Source organism: uncultured Cellulomonas sp. (genome assembly GCF_963527515.1).
Lineage (GTDB): Bacteria > Actinomycetota > Actinomycetes > Actinomycetales > Cellulomonadaceae > Cellulomonas.
On the sequence record NZ_CAURTV010000027.1, the window covers coordinates 1 to 13,848 of the forward strand.

General features: G+C 75.1%; 19 protein-coding genes. 6 read left to right on the plus strand and 13 right to left on the minus strand.

From position 1 onward, the window contains the following. The coding region (locus RYN42_RS08910) for a macro domain-containing protein (protein ID WP_315095457.1) at nt 1–171 on the minus strand (171 nt) is incomplete at its 3' end. Between the two features lie 802 nt (nt 172–973). Between RYN42_RS08910 and RYN42_RS08915 the strand changes: the two genes are divergently transcribed. Beyond that, on the plus strand, nt 974–1,618 hold the full coding sequence (locus RYN42_RS08915; protein ID WP_315095416.1) for a hypothetical protein: 645 nt from the start codon (nt 974–976) through the stop codon (nt 1,616–1,618). A gap of 3 nt (nt 1,619–1,621) precedes the next feature. Here the strand turns inward: RYN42_RS08915 and dtd are convergent, their stop codons facing one another. The 8 genes from dtd to RYN42_RS08955 are packed head-to-tail and all read right to left on the minus strand — an operon-like array spanning nt 1,622 to nt 6,938. Continuing rightward, complete coding sequence (gene dtd, locus RYN42_RS08920) at nt 1,622–2,059, minus strand: D-aminoacyl-tRNA deacylase (RefSeq protein ID WP_315095417.1); 438 nt, start codon at nt 2,057–2,059, stop codon at nt 1,622–1,624. Beyond that, the gene (locus RYN42_RS08925) at nt 2,056–3,012 is read right to left on the minus strand and encodes an asparaginase (protein WP_399552440.1); all 957 of its coding nucleotides are present in this window, start codon (nt 3,010–3,012) and stop codon (nt 2,056–2,058) included. Before RYN42_RS08925 ends, dtd begins: the two co-directional genes overlap by 4 nt. Beyond that, on the minus strand, nt 3,009–3,347 hold the full coding sequence (locus RYN42_RS08930) for a DUF2516 family protein (protein ID WP_315095419.1): 339 nt from the start codon (nt 3,345–3,347) through the stop codon (nt 3,009–3,011). The genes RYN42_RS08925 and RYN42_RS08930 overlap by 4 nt, the downstream gene beginning before the upstream one ends. Before the next feature lie 19 nt (nt 3,348–3,366). Continuing rightward, the gene (locus RYN42_RS08935) at nt 3,367–3,786 is read right to left on the minus strand and encodes a type II toxin-antitoxin system VapC family toxin (RefSeq protein ID WP_315095420.1); all 420 of its coding nucleotides are present in this window, start codon (nt 3,784–3,786) and stop codon (nt 3,367–3,369) included. A gap of 1 nt (nt 3,787) precedes the next feature. After that, nucleotides 3,788–4,051 (minus strand): type II toxin-antitoxin system prevent-host-death family antitoxin, encoded by a 264-nt coding sequence (locus tag RYN42_RS08940; RefSeq protein ID WP_315095421.1) that lies wholly within the window; start codon nt 4,049–4,051, stop codon nt 3,788–3,790. A 33-nt stretch (nt 4,052–4,084) separates the two neighbouring features. After that, nucleotides 4,085–5,173, minus strand: a complete 1,089-nt coding sequence (locus tag RYN42_RS08945) for an FUSC family protein (RefSeq protein WP_315095422.1) — start codon at nt 5,171–5,173, stop codon at nt 4,085–4,087. After that, a complete protein-coding gene (locus RYN42_RS08950) occupies nt 5,170–6,357 on the minus strand; it encodes a glycine cleavage T C-terminal barrel domain-containing protein (protein ID WP_315095423.1) in 1,188 nt (395 codons plus the stop codon). Before RYN42_RS08950 ends, RYN42_RS08945 begins: the two co-directional genes overlap by 4 nt. Beyond that, complete coding sequence (locus RYN42_RS08955) at nt 6,357–6,938, minus strand: FABP family protein (protein ID WP_315095424.1); 582 nt, start codon at nt 6,936–6,938, stop codon at nt 6,357–6,359. Before RYN42_RS08955 ends, RYN42_RS08950 begins: the two co-directional genes overlap by 1 nt. A 176-nt stretch (nt 6,939–7,114) precedes the next feature. On the opposite strand from RYN42_RS08955, the gene RYN42_RS08960 reads away from it, so the two are divergent. Further along, on the plus strand, nt 7,115–7,486 hold the full coding sequence (locus tag RYN42_RS08960; protein WP_315095425.1) for a DsrE family protein: 372 nt from the start codon (nt 7,115–7,117) through the stop codon (nt 7,484–7,486). On the opposite strand, the gene RYN42_RS08965 is transcribed toward RYN42_RS08960, so the two are convergent. The 3 genes from RYN42_RS08965 to RYN42_RS08975 all read right to left on the minus strand — a co-directional run bounded on the left by RYN42_RS08965 (nt 7,483) and on the right by RYN42_RS08975 (nt 9,231). Further along, nucleotides 7,483–7,944, minus strand: a complete 462-nt coding sequence (locus RYN42_RS08965) for a DUF4395 domain-containing protein (protein ID WP_315095426.1) — start codon at nt 7,942–7,944, stop codon at nt 7,483–7,485. The genes RYN42_RS08960 and RYN42_RS08965 overlap by 4 nt on opposite strands. Nucleotides 7,945–8,029: 85 nt before the next feature. After that, nucleotides 8,030–8,485 carry a thioredoxin family protein gene (locus tag RYN42_RS08970; protein WP_315095427.1) on the minus strand — a complete coding sequence of 152 codons (456 nt, stop codon included), beginning with the start codon at nt 8,483–8,485 and terminating at the stop codon, nt 8,030–8,032. Nucleotides 8,486–8,496: 11 nt separating this feature from the next. After that, nucleotides 8,497–9,231 (minus strand): hypothetical protein, encoded by a 735-nt coding sequence (locus tag RYN42_RS08975; RefSeq protein ID WP_315095428.1) that lies wholly within the window; start codon nt 9,229–9,231, stop codon nt 8,497–8,499. Between the two features lie 213 nt (nt 9,232–9,444). Between RYN42_RS08975 and RYN42_RS08980 the strand changes: the two genes are divergently transcribed. The 3 genes from RYN42_RS08980 (at nt 9,445) to RYN42_RS08990 (ending at nt 12,464) form a co-directional block, all read left to right on the plus strand. Then, entirely contained in the window at nt 9,445–10,176 is a 732-nt protein-coding gene (locus tag RYN42_RS08980) for a response regulator transcription factor (protein WP_315095429.1), read from the plus strand. A 63-nt stretch (nt 10,177–10,239) separates the two neighbouring features. Next, a complete protein-coding gene (gene nhaA, locus RYN42_RS08985; protein ID WP_315095430.1) occupies nt 10,240–11,520 on the plus strand; it encodes a Na+/H+ antiporter NhaA in 1,281 nt (426 codons plus the stop codon). A gap of 11 nt (nt 11,521–11,531) precedes the next feature. After that, nucleotides 11,532–12,464, plus strand: a complete 933-nt coding sequence (locus RYN42_RS08990; protein WP_315095431.1) for an alpha/beta hydrolase — start codon at nt 11,532–11,534, stop codon at nt 12,462–12,464. A gap of 3 nt (nt 12,465–12,467) precedes the next feature. On the opposite strand, the gene nth is transcribed toward RYN42_RS08990, so the two are convergent. Beyond that, nucleotides 12,468–13,178, minus strand: a complete 711-nt coding sequence (gene nth, locus RYN42_RS08995) for an endonuclease III (RefSeq protein ID WP_315095432.1) — start codon at nt 13,176–13,178, stop codon at nt 12,468–12,470. A gap of 161 nt (nt 13,179–13,339) precedes the next feature. Here nth and RYN42_RS09000 point away from each other — a divergent pair, with 161 nt between their 5' ends. After that, nucleotides 13,340–13,756, plus strand: a complete 417-nt coding sequence (locus RYN42_RS09000) for a hypothetical protein (protein ID WP_315095433.1) — start codon at nt 13,340–13,342, stop codon at nt 13,754–13,756. Nucleotides 13,757–13,848 lie beyond the last annotated feature (92 nt).

Here is a 13,848-nt window from a genome sequence, read left to right on the forward strand (position 1 = left end):
GGGCAGCACCGTGCGCCGCAGCTCGCGGCAGGCCGCCAGCAGGTCGGGACCGGCGGCGGCGTGGATCGCGCCGTCCACGCCCCCGCCGCCCAGCAGCGACGAGTTGGCGGCGTTGACCACGACGTCGACGTCCTGCGCGGTGATGTCCCCGAGCACGGTCTCGATGAGCACCCGGTCATCATGGCCGGGGCGCACGGGTAAGGCCCCTCGGACGCTTACTCCGAGGGGCCTTGACCGGTCTCCAGGCTACAAGGGGCACGCGACCGGACGGGTGAACGACACGCGGCTCGTCCACAAATTCTGTCCACAGCCCTGTGTCAACCGGGTGTTTCCCCAGGTCAACCTGTGGATGAGCCTGTGGGCGCAGCGGTGGACAAAGAAAGCCTCCGGAAGCCCTTGTGGTGCCTTCCGGAGGAGGACTAGAAATCTCACATCGAGATCGACAGATCGAGATCCGCAGGTGAAGGATCCCTTCCGGGGAGACTGAAACCGCAGGTCAGGTGGCCTCTTCGGAGACCGCGTGGACCGGGTGGACGGCTGCTCAGGAGAGAGACCAGCCTCGATGCACGAGACCCTCCGGGGACGAGAGCAGGCGGCGCAGAACGCCCTTCGGGGAGGTGGCGCCGGCGGGGACAGGCTGTGGATGTCGGGCTGACCGGAGAACGGACGACCACATCGTCGTGGTGACACGACGACCCGCGGATGACGACGCGGGGGCCGTCAAGGCGCCGGTCGGTTGCTCGCAGTCGTCCCGCCCGTGGTGGTCTGCAGGCGCCGGAAGCCCCTCGGGGCGGACAGCGCCGGCGGCGATCCAGGTGCCGGGACGTAGCCGCACCGTCAGCGCGGCGTCGGTCGCCGGTCCGCCGGCGGCATGAGACCTGCGAACACGGTAGGGCCCCTCGGACGCTTACTCCGAGGGGCCCTCTCCGTGTGCCAGCACATCCTGCGTCCGGCACCCCGGGGAGGAGCTTCGGTGACCACGGCGACCACGACCGACCCGTTCCCGCCCGCGCGCCGGACGTCCGCTGCGGGGTGGGTGGGCCGCGGGATCACGGTGCTCGTCCTGTGGGCCGCCTGGACGTTCGCCCTCGGCGCCCTGCTCGTGCTCACGGGCACCGCCGGCTCGCCGACGAGCCGGGTGGTCGCCGTCGCCGTCATGCTGGTCGCCCTGGTCCCGACGTGGTTCCTGGTCCGTCGTGCGCGCGCCCGGGCGTGGGTCATGGGCGTGGCCGCCGTGGTGGTGGTGGCGCTCGGGCTCGGCCTCGGCACGCTGGGCGGGCCGAGCCTGGCCCGGATGACCAGCGTGGGGGCGTCGCTGCCGGTGGCCACGGGTGCGCAGCTGCTCACGACGTCGAGCGTGGAGAACAGCCTCTGCCTGCAGGAGTGCTCGCGGGTCACGCACCTGTACGCCGTCCCGGACGCCACCTCGGCGCAGGCGGAGCTCGGCGTCGCCCTGCTGGCGGACGGCTGGGAGGCGCCGGATGCGGGCGGCTACTGCCGGAAAGGGTTCGGCGTGCGGTTCTCCGGGGAGGTGGACCCGTCCGTGGAGGACCCGCCCGCAGCACCGCCGGGGATGGAGCTGCTCACCATCGAGATCTCCCGCTGCGGCGGGCCGTAGCCCTCAGGCGTCCGGCGCCGACTCGAGCAGGATGGTCACGGGGCCGTCGTTGACCAGCTCCACCGCCATGTCCGCGCCGAACACCCCGGTGGCCACCTCCAGGCCGCGGGTCCGCAGCGCGTCGACGACGGCGTCGACCAGGGGCTGCGCGACGGGTCCGGGCGCGGCCGCGTTCCAGGTGGGCCGACGCCCCTTGCGGGTGTCCCCGTAGAGCGTGAACTGGCTGACGACGAGCACCGGGGCGCCGACGTCGACCGCACACTGCTCGTCGCGCAGGATTCGCAGCTCGGCGATCTTGCGCGCGATCAGCTCCACCTGCGCGGGTCCGTCGCCGGGGGTGACCCCGACGAGGGCGAGCAGGCCGGGCCGGTCGATCGCACCGACGACCAGGCCGTCTACCGTGACCGACGCGCGCGTGACGCGCTGCACGACCGCCCTCATGCGCCGAAGGTCGCGACGACCTCGCCCACGGGCGCTCCGTGACCCAGCACGGGCGTGAGCCCGACGGGACCCACCAGCGCGGGGTCGACGCCGGCCACCGCCAGCGCCGCCGCGAGCACGGCAGGGCGCGGGCGCGCCGACCCGTCGGCGATCTTCACCGCGACCGCACCGCCGTCCGGCAGGCCCGCCGCGTAGACGCCGTCGGCGCCGTCCTTGGCCACCAGGCCGGGGACCGCCTCCATGAACCGCGTGGCGTCCCGCCCGGTGCCGGCTACGTGCCACGGGTGCGCGGACATCGCGCGCCCGACGCGGCTCTCCGGCCCGGCGGCGAGGCGTCCGAACGCGCGGGCCAGGCCGCGCAGGGTGGTCGAGTACAGGGGCGCCCCGCAGCCGTCGACGGTGGCCAGCTCGACCGGCACCCCGGTGAGCTCACCGATCACCGCGCGCACCCCGAGCTGCAGCGGATGGGCGGGATCGAGGTAGTCGCCGGTGGACCAGCCGGCCGCGACGCAGGTCGCCAGCATGCCGGCGTGCTTGCCCGAGCAGTTCTGCGCCAGCGGCTCGGTGCCGCGGCCGTCGGCGCGCCACCGCCAGGCGGCGTCGGCGTCCAGGGGCCAGTCCGGGGTGTTGCGCAGGTCGTCGGCGGTCAGGCCCGCACCGGCGAGCAGGGCGCGGACGACGTCGAGGTGGCCGGGCTCGCCGTTGTGGCTGGCGCACACCAGGGCGAGCGCCGCGCCGTCGACGTCCAGCCCCGCGCGCAGCATCGCGACCGCCTGCAGCGGCTTGAGCGACGAGCGCGCCCAGATCGTCGCGTCGGCGTCGCCCAGCGCCAGGCGCTCTGACCCGTCCGGGGCGAGCACCACCACGTGGCCGGCGTGCACGGACTCGACGAGCCCGCCGCGCAGCACCCTGGCGAGCGGGACGGCCGTGGTGCCGACGTCCGCCACGCTCACCAGCCGCCGGAGGGGCCGCTCGGGCCGCGGGGTCCGCGACGGCGCGAGTAGGGGGTGACGGCCGGCTTGACGTCGACGAGGTAGACGATCGCGCCCACCGCGGCGAGCAGCGCCAGGAACGACGGCAGGTGCGGCACGCCGGGCACCGGGATGACGCTGAACGAGACCGCCGTCGCGACGCCGAGGATGGCACCCCAGAACCCCTTGGTCCGCTTGCCCGCCTGGGGGAACGCGCTCGCGGGCCGCCGGAGCAGGTCGACGAGCGCCCACAGGCTCAGGGCGAAGATGGCGACGTAGAAGACGACGAAGATGACGAGCTGGCCGCTGGCGATCACGGGGTGAGCCTACGAGACGTCACGGGACGACGAGCAGCCCCTCGGCCCGGGCAGCCGCGGCGAGGTGCTCGTCCCACGCGGCGACGACCAGGTCCGGCGAGCGCAGCTCGAGCGCGGACGCCAGGTGCAGCGCGTCGGCGGCACGCAGCGGGTGGCGACCCACCAGCGACGCGGCGGACGCGGTCACCGCGTCCCGCAGCTCGAGCACGTGCAGCGCGGGCCAGAGCCGCTCCCACGCGGCCAGCGCCTGCACGGCACCGGCGTCGTCCAGTCGCCCGGCGCGGTGGCCCCCCGCCAGCACCGCGCGCACCTCGGCATCCGCCAGCCGGGACGTGACCACCAGGTCGGCGCCGTCCCACAGCGCCGCGACGAGCGCGGACCCGGGCTCGGCGACGCACAGCTTCACCAGCGCGCTGGTGTCCAGGTAGACGATCGCCATCTCAGCGGCGCAGTCGGCGGACCAGGTCCGAGACCCCGCCCCTGGCGGCGGCGGGGCGCTCACCGGGCCGGGCGGCGGGCCGCGGGACCGATGCCGGTGTCAGCAGGCCGTCGCGCTCCAGCCGGGTCAGCAGGTCCGCCGACTCGATGCCGCTGAGCCTTGCCACGGGGATCCCGCGCTCGGTGATCACCACGTCCTGCCCGGTGCGTGCCATCTCGATCCACTGCCTGAGCTCTGCGCGCAACGCGCTGACCGGGACGTCCACGCAGCGACCGTACCGAAGACCGGCCCCGCCGGGTCAGATCTCCGGGAGGGACTCGCGGGCGTCCTGCGGGTCGACGCCGGCCGCCTCGAGGAGGTCGACCGCCAGCGAGCGGTGCAGCAGCACCAGGCTCTGCACCTGCCAGTCCTGCGGAGCCACCCGGAACGGGTCGAGGGCGGCGGCCAGGGCGAGCAGCTGCGTCCGCGCGCGCTCGGGGTCGCGGCCGGACCCGAGGGCCGCGGCGAGCTCGTCGACGGCGCGCGCGGTGTCCTCGACCTGGGCGGCGATCGTCGACATGTCGTGGGTGTGGGCGTCGACCGCCGACCGGGACCGCCGGGCCAGGACCCGGGCGTTGCGCATGGCGCGGTCGATCCGCACCGCGTGGCCCCCGAGCTCGGCCACCTCGTCGCGGTACTTGCGGATGGCCGGGGACACGCGCGCCAGCTCGCCTGCGCTGGTCGCCGTCTCGGACCACTCGTCGATGGCGGGCTGCGACGCGCGCCCGCGCACCAGCGCGTCCTGCACGTCAGCGGCCGACCCCGTGCGCATCCCGCTGGCCAGCAGCCGGAGCACGGCCGCCAGGTCCTCCACCGCCGTCCGCGCCAGCGCCCGCAGGTGGCGGCGCGGGTCCCGCGGGGTCAGCAGGGCGACCGCGAGCGCGACCGCACCGCCGATGGCCGCGTCGATCCACCGACCGAGCGGACCGCCGGTCGCGGCGAGCGCGGGCAGGCCGACGATGACCAGCGCCTGCACGCCCGCCTGCGTGGTGAGCATCTGCCCGCGGTCGAGGAACCGGGCCAGGATCGCGGCGACGAACAGGACGACCGCCACCTGCCAGGGCCCGTTGCCGATGAGGTGCACCAGCAGGTCCCCGAGCGCCACGCCGATCGCCACGCCGGCGGCCAGCTCCGCCACCCGCCGCACGGACCGGTCCGTGGTGAACCCGAGCGCGATCCAGGCGCTGACCGGCGCGAAGAACGGGTAGGGGTGGCCCACGGCGTACCTGGCGATCGCGAACGAGATGGCGGCTGCCAGCGCGGCCTGCAGGATCGGGAACCAGGCCGCGCGCACGCGGCTCCAGCCCTGCCGCACCCGCACCCGCACGACCAACTCGGCGGCGGTCACAGCATCGGGTGCTGCCCCAGGCCGCGGGTCAGGGGCCCACGGGCCGCCGGCCGGTCCACGGAGACGCCGTCACCGGGCACCACCTGCTCCTGAGCGGCCGCGACCGACCCGGCCTCGGAGTCCACCACCAACTCGTCGTCCGCGGGGACCGACCGCTTCACCACGGCCAGCGCGACCGGTCCGAGCTCGTGGTGCCGCGCGACGGAGGTGACCTGACCCACCACCCGGCCGGGCTCCTGCGAGCTGTCCGTCCGGACCACGTCGTGCACCGCGGCACCCGGCTCCGGCAGCAGGTGCCCCGAGCCGTCCAGGTGCAGCATGACCAGACGGCGCGGCGGCCGGCCGAGGTTGTGCACGCGCGCGACGGTCTCCTGGCCGCGGTAGCAGCCCTTGTGCATGTGCACGGCGGTGCGCAGCCAGTCGAGCTCGTGCGGGATGGTCCGGTGGTCGACCTCGTGCGACGCCCGCGGGCGCCACGCCTCGACCCGGGCGGCCTCGCTGGCCCACGTGCCCACCAGCGGCCAACCGGCGGCCTCCCGCGCGCGCACCTCCTCGACCAGCCGGTCCCGGGGCACCAGCACGAGCCGCCAGTCGCGGTCGGCACCGGGGTGCTCGTCGTCGGCCGGTCCGTACCGCGTCCCGCCGTCCGCCGTGGTCGGCCAGGGGTCGCGCCAGGTGATCGGCTCGTCCTGCCCGCCCTCGGCGTCGACCGGCTCCCCGATGGCCGCCCAGTCGTCGGTCACGTCCGCGATCTCGACCCGCAGCATGAACTTCATCCGGTTCAGCCAGGCGGCAAGCCCGATCGGCGTCTCGGTGAGCAGCCAGGCGGTCTCGCCGTCGTCCACCACGCCCGCGGCGTGCTCGACGTGCCCCTGCGGGCTCAGCACGAGCAGCTCGGTCGACGTGCGCGGGGGCAGGGCCGTGAGCTCCTGCGAGGTGATCGAGTTCAGCCAGGACAGCCGGTCCGGCCCGGTGACCGTGACCACGCCGAGGTACGACTGGTCGACCACGGCGCCGCCGCGGGACAGGGCGCGCTGCTCGGCCGTCGGGTCGCCGTAGTGCCACGCGACGCCGTCGTCGGGACCGGACGCCCGGACCGCGCCGCGACGAGCGAGCAACGGGCTCGCGTGCCGGCGCGGCTCGCCGTGCGCCGGAGGGGTCTCGACGGGAACGTCGGTGGTCATCAGGCCTCGTCGTCGGTGAGGGCCTCGACGCGCGCGAGGCGGCCGGAGGCGTAGGACTGCATCGGGTGGCCGAACGCGGCGATGTCGTGCGCCCACATGAGCTCACCGTTGACCAGGCCGTAGAGGCGCTTGCCGGCGCTCACCTCGGCCCCGCCGGCGGTCCGCACGATCGCGTCGCTCACCAGGTCGATGCGCCCCTTGCCGACCGCCCCGATGTAGAGGGCGACGTGCCCGGACGGGTCGGCGACCAGCAGCTCGACGGGGTGCTGGTCCGCCGTGAGCCCCCAGTCGGTGGGGCGCTCGGGCGGGATGCGCCAGTAGCCGGACTCGGTCTGCCAGACCGGCGCGGGCGGCTCGTCCTCGAGGGCACCGGTGTCGGGCGGCGCGACGACGAGCCGGACCGTGGAGGTGTACGACAGGTACGGCCCGCCGTCGCTGGCGATGACGATCTCCTGCGTGAACGCCGCCTCGTCGATGCCGGGGTAGTCGACCACACCCTCACCGCGCCAGGTGCCGAGCAGCCAGGCCAGCGGGTAGACCTCGGGAGCGAGCCCCTCGGGGTCGGGCAGGACGAACGGCACAGCGGGCCTCCCAGTCGGTCAGGGCATGTCAGCGCTGGCCCTTGTAGAGCCGGTAGACGACGAAGCAGGCGAACCAGCCGATCACCAGCGTCGCGGCGACCAGCAGGCCGATGAAGACTCCCTCGAGCGCAGTCATGCCGACGATCCTAACGAGCGCGCACCCCTAACCTGTTCCGATGACTGCCACGCCACGCCCCCTGGTGATCAAGACCACGTCCGGCACCGACCGCCCGGAGGCCACCAACCAGGCGTTCACGGTGGCCGCCGCGGCCGTCGCGGCGGGTGCCGAGGTCAGCCTCTGGCTCACCGGCGAGTCGGCCTGGTTCGCCCTGCCCGGGCGTGCGGACGACCTGGTGCTCGAGCACGCGACCCCGCTCGGCGAGCTGCTGTCGATGGTCCTCGAGGGCGGCCGCGTGACCGTGTGCACGCAGTGCGCGGCGCGCCGGGGCATCGGTCCCGCGGACGTGCTGCCCGGCGTCCGGATCGCCGGCGCCGCGGTGTTCGTCGAGGAGTCGCTGGCCGAGCGCGCGCAGGCGCTCGTCTACTAGGCGGTCCGGCCGGCGCGCAGCCGCAGGCCCAGCAGGTACAGCTCGCACCCGAGGCACAGCCCGAACACGGCGTTGAGGAACGCCGCGACCAGCGCGAACGCGGCGGCGACCGGGACGGCCGCGCTCACCCCGGCCAGCCCCAGCACCAGGCCGGCGCCGGTGATGACGAGCCCGACCAGCTGGGCGAAGGTCGGCGGACGGGGGTCCTCCAGCTCGGCCGGCGGCGCGAGACGCGGGCGGACGAGCGTGCGGAACACCCAGCCCTGCCAGGTGCGGCCGATGCCACCGAACGCGCCGAGGGCGAAGCTCGCCACGATCACCGCGAGCGCGGCGTAGGCGGCGGGCGTGGTGCCGAGCAGCAGCACGGCGACGAGCAGGACGAGGGTGACGGCGGCGCCGAAGCGGGGGCCGCGGGGATCGATGCCGGTACGGGTGGTCACAGCGGTGGGCGTGCTCATGGGGACTCCGGGGGTGCGCGCAGGGACGGGGGTCCATCGGCCGGGGTCGCAGCTCGCCCGGCAGGTCGCCCCGGAGGGCGCAGCGTCAGACGGCGGGGACCCCGCCCGGACACGACGCCTCGAGCGCGGCGAGCGCGTGGCGACGGTCCGTGGCACCGGACATGCGACCGACCACGACGCCGCGGGCGTCGAGCAGGAGCGTGGTCGGGGTGCGCATGATGCCGAAGCGTCGCACGAGATCAAGGTGCTCGACCACGTCCATCTCGACGTGTGAGAGGTCGACGTGCTCGGAGGCCAGCTGAGCGAGCACGGCGTGGGTGCGCCGGCAGGGCGCGCAGACCTCGCTCGAGAACTGCACGAAGGTGCCGCGGGCGCCCAGCGGCGCTCCGAGCTCGGCGGCGGTGAGGCGCGAGTCGTCGCCCACGTCCTGCGGCGCCGACGCCAGCAGCGCGCCGTCGACCGGCGTGTAGCGGCCGTTGCGCGCGCGCCACCACAGACCCAGCACGGTGGCAGCGGCCAGCAGGGCCAGCACGAGCAGCACGCGCGGCACCGTCAGCCCACCAGGACGCGGCCGACGACGTACACGAGGATGCCCGTCACCGTCACCGGGAGCGTCACGGCGGCGAGCGACGGCCAGCGGCGCTCGAGCGAGGGCAGCTGGTCGAACAGCGCGTGCAGGGTGGCGACGAGGATGCCGACCGCGAGCCCGAGGACCGCGCCGGCCAGGGGGTCGACCCCGGGCACGAGCAGCCCACCGAGGGCCCCGGCGGCTGCGGCGGACCCCGCGGTGACCAGGGCGCCGACCCACGGAGCCAGGGGCAGCGCGACCACCGCGGAACCGACCGCGAGCGCCAGCGCACCGACCACCACGATCGGTTCCCCGCCGGGCGTGCGCCCGATGGCCACCCACCCGGCCACGGCGACCGCGACGAGCGTCCCGGCGACGGTCCCCGAGACGGACTCGACCAGCCGGGTGCGGCCGTCGCGGCGCAGGAGCTCGTTGAGGAACGCGAGCAGGACGGCGGCGGCGAACACGACGGGCAGGTCCCGCAGGAAGGGCTGCGTGGCGGTGACGTGGACGACGCCCACGGCCCCGACCCCGCCGAGCGCGACCACGGCCGCGGACCCGGGCACGAACGGCAGGCCGGCGAGCGTCGGCCAGCCGAGCGCGAGGACGACGGCCAGGACCGCGGCGGCGATGCTCAGCGGCATGGTGCCGAGGTAGCCGGCGACGGCCACGGCGGCGGCGAGGACGGCCGTCACGACCGCCCGGGTGGCGAGCTGCATCGGTCCCTACCGTCCCGCGACCGGGGGGGTGCGCAGGGGACGGGTGGAGAGGGAGGCGAGAAGCACGCCGCCGATTGTCGCATCTCGACGGCGTTTCGCTGGCGTGACGGCTCACCCGTCCGGGTCGGTCCGCCGCCACTCCTCGACACCTGGACGCAACACGGGCGCGCTGCGGGGTACCGTGTCCCCCACTCGCACGCGGGGAGGTCCCAGGTGGCAGATCTGCTGCTGCTCACTCCAGCGTCCGGGGGCTCCGCCCAGGTGCTCCCGGCCCTCGGTCTGTTGTCCCACCGCGTCCGTGTGCTCCCCGTCGAACCCTCGGCACTCGTGGACGCACCGGACGCCGACATCGTCGTGCTCGACGCGCGCCGTGACCTGGTCACGGCCAGGACCACGTGCCGCCTGCTGCGCGCCACAGGACTCACGGTGCCGCTGATCCTGGTGCTCACCGAGGGCGGCCTCACGGTCGTCACGGCGGAGTGGGGTGCCGACGACATCATCCTGGAGACGGCCAACCCGGCCGAGGTCGAGACCCGCTTCCGGCTGGTCATGGAGCGGGCCGCCACCGCCGGGTACGACGACGCCCCGCAGGAGATCTCCTCGGGCGAGCTCACCATCGACGCCGGGGGCTACACGGCCCGGCTCCGCGGCCGTCCGCTCGACCTGACCTACAAGGAGTTCGAGCTCCTCAAGTACCTCGTCCAGCACCCGGGCCGCGTGTTCACGCGCGCCCAGCTGCTGCAGGAGGTCTGGGGCTACGACTACTACGGAGGCACCCGGACGGTGGACGTCCACGTCCGGCGCCTGCGCGCCAAGCTCGGGCCGGAGCACGAGCAGCTCATCGGCACCGTGCGCAACGTCGGATATCGCTTCGACCCGCCCAAGGACCGCCGCGGTGCGGTCGATGGCCGGACCACGGAGGTCCCGGAGCCCGCGGACGCGTAGCGTGTCCCCCGGTGAGCCGGGAAGCCTGGTCGGCAGTCGCGTCCGTCTGCCCGGAGGTCCCTCGTGCCCACACCCGCCCGCCGCCTGTTCGACGCCCTCTCCCCCGGCTCCGAGAGCAACCTGCTCGACACCCTGCGCGAGGAGCGCGTCGGGGGCGCCCTGCTGCTGGCCGGCACCGTCGTCGCCCTGCTCTGGGCCAACGTCGACCCCGGGTCGTACGCGTCCCTCGCGGGCACGGTGGTCGGTCCGGCGGCGCTGCACCTCGACCTGAGCATCGCCACGTGGGCGACCGACGGGCTGCTCGCCGTCTTCTTCTTCGTCGTCGGACTCGAGCTCAAGCGCGAGATCGTCGCGGGTGAGCTGCGCAACCCGCGCACCGCCGTCGTGCCCATCGTCGCGGCGGTCGGCGGCATGGCGGTCCCCGCCCTGCTCTACCTCGCCGTCAACCTCGTCGCGGCGGACGGCGACGCCCGCGGGTGGGCGGTCCCCACGGCGACGGACATCGCGTTCGCCGTGGCCGTGCTGGCCATCGTCGGCCGCAGCCTGCCGAACGCCCTGCGCGCCTTCCTGCTCACCCTCGCCGTGGTGGACGACCTGCTCGCGATCGTCGTCATCGGCGTCTTCTACACCGAGGACGTCTCCGCGCTCTGGCTCGCCGCCGGCGTCGCGGCGGTGGCGGCGTTCGGGCTCGCGATCCGGCGCGGCTGGGTCAGCGGGTGGTTGCTGGTCCCCCTCGGGCTGGTCGCGTGGGCGTGCGTGCACGCCTCCGGGGTGCACGCGACCATCGCGGGCGTCGCCCTCGGCCTCGTCGTCCCGGCGACCCCGGAGGCCACCCGCCGGGCGCTGCGGCTCGGCGCCGACCCGGGCGAGTCGCTGGCGGAGCGCTGGGAGCACGTGTGGCGGCCGCTGTCCGCGGGCATCGCCGTGCCCGTCTTCGCGCTCTTCGCCGCCGGGGTGACCCTCAGCGCGGACGCGCTGCGCACCACGTTCGCCGACCCCGTGGCCCAGGGCGTGGCGCTCGGCCTGGTGCTGGGCAAGCCGCTCGGCATCCTGGGGGCGACCTGGCTGGTGGCACGCTTCACGCGCGCCGCGCTGGCGCCCGGCCTCGGCTGGGCGGATGTCGGCGCCGTCGGCATGGTCGGGGGCATCGGGTTCACCGTCTCGCTGCTGGTCGGCGAGCTGGCCTTCGGTGCGGGCAGCGCGCACGACGAGCACGTCGTGGTCGCGGTGCTCCTCGCGTCGGCGCTGGCGGCCGTGCTCGGCGGGGTCGCGCTGTACCGACGCGACCGACATCACGCCCGTTCGGCCCAGCCGCCTTGTCTGCCGCAGGGCCCGACCGGGTAGGTTCGGCACCGATGAGCACCGTCGACTCCGCCTCGCTCCTCATCGACGGCCCCTGGGAGCACCGCCACGTGGCCGCGAACGGGGCACGGTTCCACGTGGCGCTCGCCGGACCCGACGACCGGGACGTCCCCCTCGTCGTCCTCCTGCACGGCGTCCCCCAGTTCTGGTGGGCGTGGCGCCACCAGCTGCCCGTGCTCGCGGACGCCGGCTACCGCGTCGCGGCCATGGACCTGCGCGGCACCGGCGGCTCCGACAAGCCGCCCCAGGGCTACGACGTCCCGACGATGGCGGCCGACGTCGCCGGTGTCATCCAGTCGCTGGGTGCCGCCGACGCCGTGATCGTGGGCAGCGGCACGGGTGGCGAGATCGCCTGGGCGACCACCGGGCTGCACCCCGACCGCGTCCGGGCCGTCGGCGCGCTGGCCGCGCCGCACCCGCTGGACACCCGCGGGCACCCCCGGACCGTGCGCGCCGCCGCCCTGCGGAGGCTGGCGTTCATGCAGCTGCCGTCGCTGCCCGAGCGCGCGCTGATGAGCGGTGACCTGGTGGCCCGCCTGCTGCACGAGTGGGGCGGCGCTCCCGGCTGGCTGGATGCCCGCGCTGAGGGCATGTACCGGGCGGCCGCACGCGTGCCGTTCGCGGCACACAGCCAGATGGAGCAGCTGCGCTGGCTGGTCCGGTCGATGCCGCGGCCCGACGGTCGGCGCTACCACGCCGCCCTGGAGGACGACGCGCGCCCGCTGCCGGTCCTCCAGGTGCACGGAGGTCGCGACGGACTGCGGCCGGCCACCCGGGCAGCCCTGTCAAAGGACACCGCCGCGCGGGCCGCGTCCCGGTACCAGTTCGAGCTGCTGCGTCAGGTGGGCCACTTCCCCGCCGAGGAGGCACCGGACCGCGTCAACGACCTGCTGGTGACCTGGCTGGCCGAGGTCGCGCCGGTCTGAGGCTCAGGGCTTCACCAGGGCGGCCGCCTTCGTCGGGTCGACCTCCCCGATGCCGAACGACGGGCACATGGCGGCGACCGGGCACGCGCCGCAGGCGGGCCGGCGCGCGAAGCAGGTGCGCCTGCCGTGGAAGATCAGGCGGTGGGACGCCATGGTCCAGTCCCTGCGCGGCAGCAGCGCCCCGAGCTCCTGCTCCACCACCACGGGGTCGTCGCTCGTGGTGTAGCCGAGCCGCTCCGAGAGGCGCATGACGTGCGTGTCCGTGGTGATGCCGGGGATGCCGAACGCGTTGCCGAGCACGACGTTGGCGGTCTTGCGGCCCACGCCCGGCAGCGTCACCAGGTCCTTCAGCCGTGCGGGGACCTCCCCGTGGAACCGCTCGACCAGGTCCCGGGACAGCCCCGTGACCGAGCGGGCCTTGGCGCGGAAGAACCCCGTCGGCCGCAGGATCTCCTCCAGCTCCTCCGGGTCCGCCCCCGCCAGCGCCGCCGCGTCGGGGTAGCGGGCGAACAGGACCGGGGTGGTGAGGTTGACGCGCACGTCGGTGGTCTGCGCGGACAGCACGGTGGCGACCAGCAGCTCGAACGGGGAGCGGAAGTCCAGCTCGCAGCGCGCGTCCGGGTAGCGGACGGCCAGGGCGCGGTCGACGCGGCGCGCGCGGCGGGTGCGGGCCAGCGGGGACTCGAGGGCTGCCACGACGTCTGCTCCGGTCACCTCGGCAGCGTACGACCCGGCGCCGACACCCGTTCGGGGACGGCGTGACCTGCGGCGTTGGTCTCATGGGGTGATCACGGGGCCCACAGCGCGCCTCCGGCTCAAGGTCCCGACGTACCGGGCCGAATCCTGACAGGACTGATCCGAGGAGGACCTGCCCCATGACGCCACCCGTCCAGCAACGGGTCAGTGACCTCCGCCTGGACCGGCGTGCGCTGCGGGCCGAGCACGCCCGCGTCACCTGGTGGCGCCGGCTGGTGCGCGCCCGCCTGGACCTGGCGGTCGCGCAGGCGGTGCGTCCGCACACCCTCGGCGAGGACGTGGCCTTCCAGCTGCCTCTCGAGGTCGGCATCGACGTCCCCCGCCCCGCCGCGCTCGCCGCGGTGCTCGCCAGCACGGACCCCGGCGCCGACGTCGGTCGGCTGGACGAGCTGCGCGCCCTCGACGAGCAGCTGTCGACCTACGCCGACGGCGTCGAGGCGGCACTGGTCCGCGCCACCGACCGCCTGATCGCCCGCCTCGCCGTCGATCCCGGCGTGGTCGTCACCGGTCTGCGGGACTCGCTGGGCCGCGGATGACGCCCACCATGGGGCAGACTGAGAGCCGACCAGGCCGCTGACCAGCGACCCGCTCGTTGTGACCCAGTCGTGAACCATCGCCGCCACCGGGA

Excerpts from the sequence above, each read along its gene's own strand:
- dtd (WP_315095417.1), bottom strand. The coding sequence starts at position 2,059 with ATGAGGGCGGTCGTGCAGCGCGTCACGCGCGCGTCGGTCACGGTAGAC.
- RYN42_RS08935 (WP_315095420.1), bottom strand. The coding sequence starts at position 3,786 with ATGGCGATCGTCTACCTGGACACCAGCGCGCTGGTGAAGCTGTGCGTC.
- RYN42_RS08950 (WP_315095423.1), bottom strand. The coding sequence starts at position 6,357 with ATGACCACCGACGTTCCCGTCGAGACCCCTCCGGCGCACGGCGAGCCG.
- RYN42_RS08960 (WP_315095425.1), top strand. The coding sequence starts at position 7,115 with ATGACTGCCACGCCACGCCCCCTGGTGATCAAGACCACGTCCGGCACC.
- RYN42_RS08965 (WP_315095426.1), bottom strand. The coding sequence starts at position 7,944 with ATGAGCACGCCCACCGCTGTGACCACCCGTACCGGCATCGATCCCCGC.
- RYN42_RS08975 (WP_315095428.1), bottom strand. The coding sequence starts at position 9,231 with ATGCAGCTCGCCACCCGGGCGGTCGTGACGGCCGTCCTCGCCGCCGCC.
- RYN42_RS08990 (WP_315095431.1), top strand. The coding sequence starts at position 11,532 with ATGAGCACCGTCGACTCCGCCTCGCTCCTCATCGACGGCCCCTGGGAG.
- RYN42_RS09000 (WP_315095433.1), top strand. The coding sequence starts at position 13,340 with ATGACGCCACCCGTCCAGCAACGGGTCAGTGACCTCCGCCTGGACCGG.